10 protein-coding genes are annotated in these 12,075 nt (G+C 62.3%); 6 read left to right on the top strand and 4 right to left on the bottom strand.

Annotated elements, in window-relative coordinates:
- Positions 1–47: 47 nt before the first annotated feature.
- The 4 genes from IB279_RS10385 to IB279_RS10370 all read right to left on the bottom strand — a co-directional run bounded on the left by IB279_RS10385 (position 48) and on the right by IB279_RS10370 (position 3,896).
- On the bottom strand, positions 48–245 hold the full coding sequence (locus IB279_RS10385; protein WP_112770915.1) for a hypothetical protein: 198 nt from the start codon (positions 243–245) through the stop codon (positions 48–50).
- A gap of 170 nt (positions 246–415) precedes the next feature.
- Entirely contained in the window at positions 416–778 is a 363-nt protein-coding gene (locus IB279_RS10380) for a hypothetical protein (RefSeq protein ID WP_060584923.1), read from the bottom strand.
- Between the two features lie 327 nt (positions 779–1,105).
- Entirely contained in the window at positions 1,106–2,728 is a 1,623-nt protein-coding gene (locus IB279_RS10375; RefSeq protein WP_112770914.1) for an ABC-F family ATP-binding cassette domain-containing protein, read from the bottom strand.
- 112 nt (positions 2,729–2,840) lie between these two features.
- Positions 2,841–3,896, bottom strand: a complete 1,056-nt coding sequence (locus tag IB279_RS10370) for a LacI family transcriptional regulator (RefSeq protein ID WP_112770913.1) — start codon at positions 3,894–3,896, stop codon at positions 2,841–2,843.
- A gap of 520 nt (positions 3,897–4,416) precedes the next feature.
- Here IB279_RS10370 and IB279_RS10365 point away from each other — a divergent pair.
- From IB279_RS10365 to IB279_RS10340, 6 genes are all read left to right on the top strand, one after another.
- Positions 4,417–5,652 carry an ABC transporter substrate-binding protein gene (locus IB279_RS10365; RefSeq protein WP_089044178.1) on the top strand — a complete coding sequence of 412 codons (1,236 nt, stop codon included), beginning with the start codon at positions 4,417–4,419 and terminating at the stop codon, positions 5,650–5,652.
- Between the two features lie 200 nt (positions 5,653–5,852).
- Positions 5,853–6,761 (top strand): carbohydrate ABC transporter permease, encoded by a 909-nt coding sequence (locus IB279_RS10360; RefSeq protein WP_192339186.1) that lies wholly within the window; start codon positions 5,853–5,855, stop codon positions 6,759–6,761.
- A 115-nt stretch (positions 6,762–6,876) separates the two neighbouring features.
- A complete protein-coding gene (locus IB279_RS10355) occupies positions 6,877–7,704 on the top strand; it encodes a carbohydrate ABC transporter permease (protein ID WP_370689664.1) in 828 nt (275 codons plus the stop codon).
- Between the two features lie 4 nt (positions 7,705–7,708).
- Entirely contained in the window at positions 7,709–8,803 is a 1,095-nt protein-coding gene (locus tag IB279_RS10350) for an ABC transporter ATP-binding protein (RefSeq protein ID WP_034788421.1), read from the top strand.
- A gap of 89 nt (positions 8,804–8,892) precedes the next feature.
- Positions 8,893–11,367 carry a glycoside hydrolase family 2 protein gene (locus tag IB279_RS10345; protein WP_112770911.1) on the top strand — a complete coding sequence of 825 codons (2,475 nt, stop codon included), beginning with the start codon at positions 8,893–8,895 and terminating at the stop codon, positions 11,365–11,367.
- Between the two features lie 5 nt (positions 11,368–11,372).
- A complete protein-coding gene (locus tag IB279_RS10340) occupies positions 11,373–12,062 on the top strand; it encodes a D-lyxose/D-mannose family sugar isomerase (RefSeq protein ID WP_112770910.1) in 690 nt (229 codons plus the stop codon).
- Positions 12,063–12,075 lie beyond the last annotated feature (13 nt).

Raw genomic sequence — 12,075 nt, 5'->3', positions numbered from 1 at the left:
CGGGTCGCCCCGTTTTCGTTTGGGTCTCGTTTTGCCTGGACGGGGTGCTAGCCTGTCATCGAGACGGGTACAGATCGTTCTGTGGTTCCCCCGCCGCCTGACGCGGTGGGATTGGAACAGGACTTGATCGGCAGGACGGCGAAAAGCGAGGCAATCATCAGCACAACGATGATCAGCACCAGCCTGTCGGTGAAGGCGGCGCGAAAGATTTGCAGCACGTAGTGTTTCGTCTTCATCGTGCCCACGCGCTTTCATCGCCATCTCATGCTGGATGGCTTGGCTGCACCGTGGACGTCATGCGTCCGTTCATGGGAATGTACGTCAGACGGAAAACGGCCGAAAGGGCCGATTGTTGCGGGCTGAGGCTTGTGCACCGCGTGACGCCAGTTGTCCCAAAGACCCCTGGCGGGCGCGGCTAGCGCCGAGAAGCGTGGCGGTCGTCGCGGGTTCGGCTGCGTTCGCCAGGGCGCTGCGAACCCCGCATCGTTTCGCGCTCATCCGTGCGACGCGGGAATGGCGTAACCGTGTTTGCCGGTGACGAGCGGCGGCGCCGTTGCCGCAGCCTACCCAGCCTCTTTGGCGGATCGACAAAGATCACCAGCAGAAAGCCGATGGCCATAAGCAGATAGGCCGGGACACCGGTCGTTGCGCTGCCGACGAAGGCGCAAAGCATGGCGAACGCAAGATAGATGCCGATGGTCAAGGGATTGGACAGGAAGGCCCACGCGCGGTCAGTCAGCCTGTCTTTCCATGCAATTCTCGATGTCATGCCGAACATCACCTGTCTGAAGTGATTGGCAGCTTTTTTGTTTGCTGCGATGGCGCCCCAGCCCGTGCAATATGTGACCGGTGCATGGCGCGGCAATGACACTCAGACCTTTGGCAGCAAGAGTCGGACCAAAGTCCCATCGATTTCACGGCGCGATAAGTTAGGATCGGTGGGCGTTGCCACGGCAGCGCCACAAGAACCTAGTTTTTTCAGTACCGATTTAGAGCAGGGTCGCGTTATGCGTTTGGGTTCTGCTTGCAGGTCCTCGGTCCCGCCGAGGAAGGCGGTGACTGCGAAATGCTGGGCGCCGGCGCGCGACGCCCAGCTTGCTTTGCTTCAGCTGCGAAGACCCGGCGCTTCCTGGCCGGTCCGCTCGACATATTCCGTGTAACCGCCGCCATACTGATGGATGCCCTCGGGCGTCAGCTCCAGCACACGGTTGGAAAGGGCTGCGAGGAAGTGGCGGTCGTGCGAAACGAACAGCATCGTGCCTTCGTAGTCCGCGAGCGCCTTGATCAGCATTTCCTTGGTGTCGAGGTCGAGGTGGTTGGTCGGTTCGTCGAGAACAAGCAAATTCGGCGGGTCGAAGAGCATGATCGCCATCACCAGGCGCGCCTTCTCGCCGCCGGAAAGCACCCGGCACTTCTTCTCGACATCGTCCCCGGAAAAGCCGAAGCAGCCGGCAAGCGCGCGCAGCGGCGCCTGGCCCGCCTGCGGGAAGGTGTCTTCGAGCTGCTGCAGCACCGTGCGGTCGCCATCGAGCACGTCCATGGCGTGCTGGGCGAAGTAGCCCATCTTGACGCTGGCGCCGAGCGCGACATTGCCTTCGTCCGGTTCGGTCGAGCCGGCGACAAGCTTCAGCAGCGTCGACTTGCCGGCGCCATTGATGCCCATGATGCACCAGCGCTCCCGGCGGCGCACCATGAAGTCGAGCCCTTCATAGATGCTGCGGCTGCCATATTTCTTGTGCACGCCCTTGATGTTGATGACGTCTTCGCCGGAGCGCGGCGCCGGACGGAATTCGAAGTTGACCGTCTGGCGGCGCTTCGGCGGCTCGACCCGGTCGATCTTCTCGAGCTTCTTTACCCGGCTCTGCACCTGGGAGGCGTGCGAGGCGCGCGCCTTGAAGCGCTCGATGAACTTGATTTCCTTGGCGAGCATCGCCTGCTGGCGCTCGAACTGCGCCTGCTGCTGCTTCTCGTTCTGGGCGCGCTGCTGCTCGTAGAAGCCGTAGTCGCCCGAATAGGCATTGAGCTGACCGCCGTCGATCTCGATGATCTTGGTGATGATGCGGTTCATGAACTCGCGGTCGTGCGAGGTCATCATCAGCGCGCCGTCGTAGTTCTTGAGGAAGTCTTCGAGCCAGATCAGGCTTTCGAGATCGAGATGGTTGCTCGGTTCGTCGAGCAGCATCACGTCGGGCCGCATCAGCAGGATACGGGCAAGCGCCACGCGCATCTTCCAGCCGCCCGAGAGCTTGCCGACGTCGCCGTCCATCATCTCCTGGGAAAAGCTCAGGCCCGCCAGCACTTCGCGGGCGCGGCCCTCGAGCGCGTAGCCGTCAAGCTCTTCATAGCGTGCCTGCACCTCGCCGTAGCGCTCGATGATCGCGTCCATCTCGTCGAGGCGATCCGGATCGACCATGGCGGCTTCGAGCTCGCGCAGCTCGGCGGCGACTTCGCTCACCGGTCCGGCGCCGTTCATCACTTCGGAAACAGCGCTGTTGCCGGACATCTCGCCGACGTCCTGGTTGAAGTAGCCGATGGTGACGCCCTTATCGACGGCGACCTGGCCTTCGTCCGGTATTTCCTCGCCGGTGATCATGCGAAAGAGCGAGGACTTGCCGGCGCCGTTCGGGCCGACGAGGCCGACCTTTTCACCGCGGTTGAGCGCGGCGGAGGCTTCGATGAAAAGGATGCGGTGGCTGAGCTGCTTGCTGATGTTTTCGATACGGATCATGTCTGCGGTAGCCTGAAGGGAGGAGCGGGGCGCAGTCGCGCCCAATTGTTGCCCCGGCCTGTCGCAGGTTTCTGCGTCACAAGCAAGACTTGAGGGCTGTTTTCAGCCTTTCCTAGGCGCGCAAACCGCGGGTGATTGGCGGCTGGAACTCGGGCTGGCTGAGGCTCTGCAGCGTTTCTGGCGGCTGGCCGTCGATGTGGCCGATGACTGCCTTGGCCAGTTCCCGACCGGCCACGCGGATGTCCTCGTACATGGTCATGACTTCCGGGCGCAGCCAGCGCAGGAAGTCGCTCGGTGACTTCGAGACCATGTCGCAGTCTTCGCTGAGCTTCTTCTTGGCCATTTCCAGGCCGGCAATCAAAGCGATCGCACCGGAGCCGCTGCCCGAAACGATGCCGTCGGGCGCGTCCGCCGAGCGCATCAGGGGCTCGAAGGCGTCGCGGATCTCGACCAGCGAATGGTCAATGTTGGTCTGGTGGAAGCCGACTGCATCCGCCTGGAAATCGCGAAGTCCACGCTCGAAACCGGCGCGCATGTGTGAATAGAAGGTGAGGTGCGGCGGCGGCTCGAGCAACACCAGCTTCCGCCGGCCGCGCGCCACCAGTTTGCGTACCGCCTCGTAGGCGAAACGCTCGTTGTCGAAGTCGTGATAGGGGTGAACGATGCCCATCTCCGTGCGGCCATGGGTGACGAAGGGCAGGCCGCGCTCGGTCAAAAGCGCCACACGCGGGTCGTGCGGCTCGGTTCGCGAGATGATCACGCCGTCGGCAGCACCCGTGTCGAGGATATAGCGGATCGGCGCCAGAGCGTCCTTGACGGCGCTATAGGGGGTGACGACCAGGTGGTAGGGCGTGCCGGCAAGGATCTCGGTGATGCCGACGACCATCGGGCTGGTGATGCCCATGATCTCTTCTTCCAGCGTCAATACGAGACTGATGACGTTGGTCTTGCCGGTCCTCAGGCGCACGCCGGCGCGGTTCGGCTGGTAGCCGATCTGTTTGGCGACGAGCCGCACACGCTCCTTGGTTTCCGCACCGATATCGGGCGCATCCTTCAACGCCCGCGAAACCGTAGTGATGCCGAGCCCGGTCATGAAGGCGATCGTCTTCAGTGTCGGACGGGCTCCATCCGGCAGTGTCTGCGGCCTGTTTTTCGTCTTGTTGTCCATTGCCGTCACCCGCCCACTCTCTTGCCGCCCGCCGCCAGATTGCCCATTCGGCAGCGAAACGCGTCGGTTCAGTTCCATCCGCCGCGCCGTCGCCCAGTCACGTCATCGCGTTATATACGAAAAGTCGGTGGCGGCTATGCTGCTTTGGATGGATCAAATTGCTTCAAATCTGTAACGATACAGTTGCGATGTCGAGCGTTTTCGTTGCTGCGCTGCGAAAGATGGAGCGGACTGGTTGAATCGGAAGTTTTGCCGCATGTTTTTTGCGCTTGCGAGATGGCGCCTCCTATGCCGGTGCGCCATTGTTGCGGAAAATATATGTATTTCAGCGCGATGTAAGGGATTCTTGTCGGCTGCGTGGGGGCCGGCACTGCGCGCAAAGCGCTTTGGAACGCGGCTGTCGTATGCACGCAATGGGTGTTTTTTAAGATTCTGTTTAAATCGATTGTGGTGGGTGTTGCGTCCTGTAATCGATTGCACTAAGTTTTTTACGGTAACGTTACAGTGAGGGAGGAGACTCATGAATTTACGTTCTTTCGCCGCCGTGCTTTCAGCCGCCGTGGCCCTGCCGTTCAGCGCAGCCAACGCTGTCGATCTTGAAGTGACCCATTGGTGGACCTCGGGCGGCGAAGCTGCCGCGGTCGCGGAACTCGCCAAGGCCTTCGATGCGACGGGCAATCACTGGGTCGACGGCGCGATCGCCGGTTCTGGCGGCACCGCCCGTCCGATCATGATCAGCCGCATCACCGGTGGCGACCCGATGGGCGCCACGCAGTTCAACCATGGTCGCCAGGCTGAGGAACTGGTTCAGGCCGGGCTGATGCGTGATCTCACCGATGTCGCAACCCGCGAGAAGTGGAAGGACATCATCAAGCCGGCGAGCCTGCTCGATTCCTGCACGATCGACGGCAAGATCTATTGCGCCCCGGTCAACATCCACTCCTGGCAGTGGCTGTGGCTGTCGAATGCCGCCTTCAAGACGGCCGGCGTCGAGGTTCCGAAGAACTGGGATGAATTCGTGGCCGCGGCGCCCGCGCTCGAAAAGGCAGGCATCGTGCCGCTCGCCGTCGGCGGTCAGCCGTGGCAGGCAGCCGGCGCCTTCGACGTGCTGATGGTGGCGATCGCCGGCAAGGACACCTTCCAGAAGGTGTTCGGCGACAAGGACGAGGAAGTGGCAGCGGGTCCTGAGATCGCCAAGGTCTTCAAGGCTGCCGACGATGCCCGCCGCATGTCGAAGGGCTCCAACGTCCAGGACTGGAACCAGGCGACCAACATGGTCATCACCGGCAAGGCCGGCGGCCAGATCATGGGCGACTGGGCGCAAGGGGAATTCGCGCTTGCCGGCCAGAAGGCCGGAACCGACTACACCTGCCTGCCGGGTCTCGGCGTCAACGAGATCATCTCGACCGGTGGCGACGCCTTCTACTTCCCGCTTCTGAAGGACGAGGAAAAGTCGAAGGCGCAGGAAGCGCTGGCCTCGACGCTGCTCGATCCGAAGACGCAGGTCGCCTTCAACCTCAAGAAGGGTTCGCTGCCGGTGCGCGGCGACGTCGATCTGGCGGCTGCCAACGACTGCATGAAGAAGGGGCTGGACATTCTTGCCAAGGGCAACGTGATCCAGGGTACCGACCAGCTGCTTTCGGCCGACAGCCAGAAGCAGAAGGAAGACCTGTTCTCCGAATTCTTCGCCAACCCGTCGATCACGCCGGAAGACGCGCAGAAGCGCTTCGCCGACATCATCGCGAACGCGGAGTAACCGCAACTGCCTTGGCCGGCCTCTTTGAAAACGAGGCCGGTCAAAGCCTCCCATTCGGCAGGATGTGCCGGTCGTCCGCGCGTGATGCGTTTGCGGGCCCCATGGGAGTGGTTGTCGCCCTGATGTGGCAGAGCGCTGCGCGCTGAGTGCGCGGGGCTGCCCATCGTCCGAAACCCAATGCAGTTCCGGAGGAACGAAACATGGCGGGTTACACACAAGGTCCGGGCCGACCGAACCAGTGGCTGCGGAACCTGAACGCGAAGATTGCCTCCGTCCCGATGATTCTGACGGCCGTGGTGATCTTCCTCGGCGGCACGATCTGGACGGTCGTCTATTCCTTCACCAATTCCAAGCTGTTGCCGCGGCTCTCATTCGTCGGCCTCGATCAGTACGAGCGCCTCTGGGCGGCGCCGCGCTGGCTGATTTCGGTGCAGAATCTGGCAATCTACGGCATCTTCTCGCTGATCTTCAGCCTGCTGATCGGCTTCGTGCTGGCCGCATTGATGGACCAGAAGATCCGCTTCGAAAATACCTTCCGCACCATCATGCTCTATCCCTTCGCCCTGTCCTTCATCGTGACGGGCCTGGTCTGGCAATGGCTGCTCAATCCGGAATTCGGCATCCAGTCGGTGGTGCGCTCGCTCGGCTGGGAAAGCTTCACCTTCGACCCGCTCTATAATGCCGACATCGTCATCTACGGCATCCTGATCGCAGCCCTCTGGCAGGGCACCGGGCTCGTCATGTGCCTGATGCTCGCAGGTCTTCGCGGCATCGACGAGGACATCTGGAAGGCCGCGCGCGTCGACGGCATACCCATGTGGAAGACCTACATCTTCGTCGTCATTCCGATGATGCGCGGCGTCTTCATCACCACGCTGGTGATCATCGCCAGCGGCATCGTCAAGGTTTACGACCTGGTGGTGGCGCAGACGAGCGGCGGTCCCGGCATCGCGTCGGAAGTGCCTGCAAAGTATGTCTACGACTACATGTTCCAGGCGCAGAACCTCGGTCAGGGCTTTGCCGCCTCGACGATGATGCTCATCACCGTCGCCATCATCATCGTGCCTTGGGCCTATCTGGAATTCGGGGGAGGGCGCAAGCGTGTCTGATATCGTTGCTTTCAATTCGGTGACTGAAGAGGCCGCACTGCAGGCGCAGACAAACCGGGTCGTCGCCGGCCCCCGCGGCGCCAAGCCCCGCCGGGCGTTGTCTGGCCGCAACATCATGATCTACGGCACGCTGATCGTCGTGGCGCTGTACTACCTGCTGCCGCTCTACGTGATGGTCATGACTTCGCTCAAGGGCATGCCGGAAATCCGGCTCGGCAACATCTTTGCCCCGCCGGTTGAAATCACCTTCGAGCCTTGGGCAAAGGCCTGGGCGAGCGCCTGCACGGGGCTCAACTGCGACGGCCTTTCGCGCGGCTTTTGGAACTCGGTGCGCATCACCGTTCCTTCGACGATCGTCTCGATCGCGATCGCCTCGGTCAACGGTTATGCGCTCGCCAACTGGCGCTTCAAGGGGGCGGAGCTGTTCTTCACCATCCTGATCGTCGGCGCCTTCATTCCCTATCAGGTGATGATCTATCCGATCGTCATCGTACTGCGGGAAATGGGCATCTACGGCACGCTCACCGGCCTCATCCTCGTGCACACCATCTTCGGCATGCCGATCCTGACGCTGCTCTTCCGCAACTATTTCGCCGGCCTGCCGGAGGAACTGTTCAAGGCCGCGCGCGTCGATGGCGCCGGCTTCTGGACGATCTACTTCAAGATCATGCTGCCGATGTCGCTGCCGATCTTCGTCGTGGCGATGATCCTGCAGGTCACCGGGATCTGGAACGACTTCCTGTTCGGCGTCGTGTTCACCCGGCCGGAATACTACCCGATGACGGTTCAGCTCAACAACATCGTCAATTCGGTCCAGGGCGTGAAGGAATACAACGTCAACATGGCGGCGACGATCCTGACCGGGGCGGTTCCGCTCTTCGTCTACTTCGTTTCCGGACGGCTTTTTGTCCGCGGCATCGCCGCCGGCGCAGTGAAAGGGTAACAACATGCAAAACGTCAGCGTATCGGTCAAAGACCTGTCGTTGAGCTTCGGTGCCGTCACTGTGCTCGACACGCTTAACCTCGACATCAAGGACGGCGAGTTCCTGGTGCTGCTCGGCTCGTCCGGCTGCGGCAAGTCGACCTTGCTGAACTGCATCGCCGGGCTGCTCGATGTCAGCGACGGGCAGATCTTCATCAAGAACAAGAACGTCACCTGGGAGGAGCCCAAGGACCGCGGCATCGGCATGGTGTTCCAGTCCTACGCGCTCTATCCGCAGATGTCGGTGGAGAAGAACCTCTCCTTCGGCCTCCAGGTCGCCAAGGTGCCGAAAGAGGAGATCGACAAGCGCGTCAGCCGCGCCGCCGAGATCCTGCAGATCCAGCCGCTCTTGAAGCGCAAGCCTTCGGAACTCTCGGGCGGCCAGCGCCAGCGTGTGGCGATCGGCCGGGCGCTGGTGCGCGATGTCGACGTGTTCCTGTTCGACGAGCCGCTCTCCAACCTCGACGCCAAGCTGCGCTCGGAGCTGCGCGTCGAGATCAAGCGGCTGCACCAGTCGCTGAAGAACACGATGATCTACGTCACCCACGACCAGATCGAGGCCTTGACGCTTGCCGACCGCATCGCGGTCATGAAGAGCGGCGTGATCCAGCAGCTTGCCGATCCGATGACGATCTACAACGCGCCGGAAAACCTGTTCGTCGCCGGCTTCATCGGTTCGCCGTCGATGAACTTCTTTCGCGGCGAACTGCAGCTGCGCGACCAGCGCGCCTACGTCCACGCCAACGGCGTCGATTTCGACGTGTCGGCCTATCCGTCGCGCGCGCCCTTCGTGCATGGCCAGAAGGTGGTGCTGGGCTTGAGGCCCGAGCATGTGCGCGTCGACGAAGCGGCAAGTGGCGCGCCGGCCTCGCACCGGGCGGTCGTCGATATCGAGGAGCCGATGGGCGCCGACAATCTGCTGTGGCTGAAGCTTGCCGGACAGTCGATGTCGGTTCGTATCGCCGGCCAGCGGCGCTATGCGCCGGGCACGGCGGTCACGCTCTCCTTCGACATGGGCGTCGCCTCGATCTTCGATGCGACAAGCGAGAACCGACTCTGAAATAAGGAGATGCCGGGCGGCCACCTCTGCCCGGCGCCTCCCAGCAATGACTGTGCCGGCGTGGCCGGTCGATCTATGGAACCATGTGCATGCTCTCTGAGGATTTCACCCGCACCGCCATTCGTCTCGATCTCTCAGGGGATTGGCAATTTTCTTCCGTCGACAATAGCCATGCGCTGGCAATGGAGTTGCCGGGCGATGTGCATTCGGCGCTGCTGAAGGCCGGCGTGATCGACGACCCGTATGTGGGGCGCAACGAGAACGACGTGCAGTGGGTGGCGCACAAGGACTGGGTGATCGAGCGCACGGTCACGGTCGGTGCCGACGACATTGCCGGCTACTGGTATCTCGACCTTGAATACCTCGACACGGTTGCCTCGGTGTTCGTCAATGACAAGCTGGTGCTTGAAGCGGAGAATTGCTTCCGCCGCTATCGCCCGGATGTCTCGAAGACGCTGGTTGCAGGCGAGAACCGCATCCGCATCGTGTTGCATTCCTCGATTGCCGAAGGCGCGCGGCGGCAGGCGGAGCAGCCCTTCTACGTGCCCTATCACCCTGGCAATTCACCGATCGCCAACGGCAATATGCTGCGCAAACCCCAGTGCCATTTCGGCTGGGACTGGAACCTCGCGATCGCGCCGCTCGGCGTCTACGGAGAGATCGCCCTTTGCCGGCTGGAGATCGCGCGCATCGAGCATGTGACGAGCAAGCAGGTCTGGCTGGAGGATGGCAGCGTCGATCTGGTGGTGACGCTGACGCTCTTTGCCGATGGGCCGGGCATTGTGCCGGTGCACTTCTCGCTCGACGAGGACCGCGAACGGCTCGATTGCGCCGTCGGCAAGGGCGAGACCCGCATCACCCATGTCTTCTCCGTGAGCGAGCCCAAGCGCTGGTGGCCGGCTGGAAGCGGCGAGCAGGACCTGTCGCGGCTGACCGTCGAGGTGCCGCAGGAGCAGGTGACGCGTCAGATCGGTTTCCGCACCGTCGAGCTTCTGACCGACAAGGACGAGGCCGGCAGCCGCTTCGCCTTCCGCGTCAACGGGCGCGAGATCTTCTGCAAGGGCGCCAACTGGATCCCGGCCGATGCGCTGGCGTCGCGGGTGACCCGCGAAGGCGTCGAAGACCTTTTGACCTCGGCTGTCGATGCCAACATGAACATGATCCGCGTCTGGGGCGGCGGCTTCTACGAGCCGGACTGGTTCTACGATCTGTGCGACCGGCTGGGCCTCATGGTCTGGCAGGACTTCATGTTCGCCTGCAACCTCTATCCTTCGACGCCGGATTTCCTGGAGAATGTCGCAGCCGAGGTGGACTACCAGGCCAAGCGCCTGTCGTCGCATCCGTCGATCGCGGTCTGGTGTGGCGACAACGAGCTCGTCGGCGCGCTCACCTGGTTCGAAGAGCCGCGCAAGGATCGCGACCGTTATCTCGTCTCCTATGACCGGCTGAACCGCACCATCGAGGTGGCGCTGAAGGCGGCGCTGTCCGAAGCGATCTGGTGGCCGTCGAGTCCGGCGTCGGGATATCTCGACTTCGGCGACGCCTGGCATGCCGATGGTTCCGGGGACATGCACTATTGGTCGGTTTGGCACGAAAACAAGTCATTCGACAATTACCGCACCGTGCGGCCGCGCTTCTGCTCGGAGTTCGGCTTCCAGTCCTATACGTCGATGCCGGTCATCCGGCAGTTTGCGGCCGAGAAGGACCTCAATATCGCGTCGCCCGTGATCGAGAGCCACCAGAAGAATGTCGGCGGCAACGAGCGCATCGCCGGCACGATGTTCCGCTACTTCCGTTTCCCCAAGGATTTTCCGGCTTTCGTCTATCTCAGCCAGGTGCAGCAGGGGCTGGCGATCCGCACGGCCGTCGACTACTGGCGCTCGCTGAAGCCCCATTGCATGGGCACGCTCTACTGGCAGCTCAACGACACTTGGCCGGTCGCCTCCTGGTCGAGCCTCGACTATGGCGGCAGCTGGAAGGCGATGCACTACATGGTCCGTCGCTTCTTCCAGCCGGTCTCGGTCGCAGCGATCCCATCGGCAGATGGAAAGGAAATCGCGTTCTCGATGGTCAACGATACGGCAGAGCCGGTGACCGTCGAGCTGCAAACCTTCCTGGTTTCGCTCGATGGCCAGCGCACGCCGCTCGCGGCGGTCGCCGGTACCTGCAGCCCGGACCGGGCAGCAACGCTGGCGACGATCGCGGCTTTCGACATTCCGGAAGGCGACCTGCTGTTCTGGTCGTTCGAGGCATCGAACGGCATGCGCGGTGAGGGGCACCACGTCAACGGCACCTATAAGGCGCTCGACCTCAAGCCGTCCGGCCTGACACTCGATGTCGCGCCCGCAGGCGAAGGCGCCTTCGACGTCACGGTCAAGGCGAGCGGCTTGGCGCTGCATGTGATGATCGAGGCGGATGTCGCCGGGCGCTATTCCGACAACGCCTTCGACCTCTTGGCCGGCGAGACGAAGGTCATCCGTTTCACCCCGAAGGTGCTGTTTGACGCAGGTGAGCTGCCGCGCTTTTCCGCCTTCGATCTCGAATCCTGCCAGGGAAAGGGTTGACCGCCATGAAACGCAGCCACGTCAACGACATCATCGCCGAGAGCGATGCCTTCATGAAGAGCTTCGGCTTCACCCTGCCACCCTTTGCCTACTGGTCGCCGGAGCAACTGAAGGCGCGCGTCGCTTCCGACAGTCCGACGATCTTTGATGCCCGGCTCGGCTGGGACATTACCGACTATGGCAAGGGCCGCTTCGACGAGTTCGGGCTGGTGCTCTTCACGCTGCGCAACGGCAATGCCGCCAATCTGAAGACCGGGCAAGGCATGGTTTACGCCGAGAAGCTGATGATCACCGCCAAGGACCAGGTCAACCCGCTGCACCGTCACGCGGTCAAGACCGAGGACATCATCAACCGTGGCGGCGGTTCGCTGGTGCTGCAGATGTACAATTCCAAACCGGACGGCTCGGTTGACGAGGAGAGCGACGTCGTTGTGGCGACCGATGCACGGCTGCGCACGCTGAAAGCTGGCGGCCTGCTGAAGCTCAAGGCCGGTGAAAGCGTCACGCTTCTCCCTGGCAACTGGCACGCCTTCTGGGCCGAGGGCGCCGACGTGCTGATGGGCGAAGTATCGACCGTCAACGACGATCTCACCGACAACTATTTCCGCGAGCCGGTCGGTCGCTTCTCGGCGATCGAGGAGGACGCAGGCCCCGCCCACCTCTTGGTGTCGGACTACGATACCTGGCTCAGGTGATACCGAGACCCCA

The sequence above is a fragment of the Ensifer sp. ENS06 genome, from assembly GCF_014852205.1.
GTDB lineage: Bacteria > Pseudomonadota > Alphaproteobacteria > Rhizobiales > Rhizobiaceae > Ensifer > Ensifer adhaerens.
The sequence above is the reverse complement of the archived record's forward strand: the minus strand, read 5'-3'. Positions and strand labels throughout refer to the sequence as shown.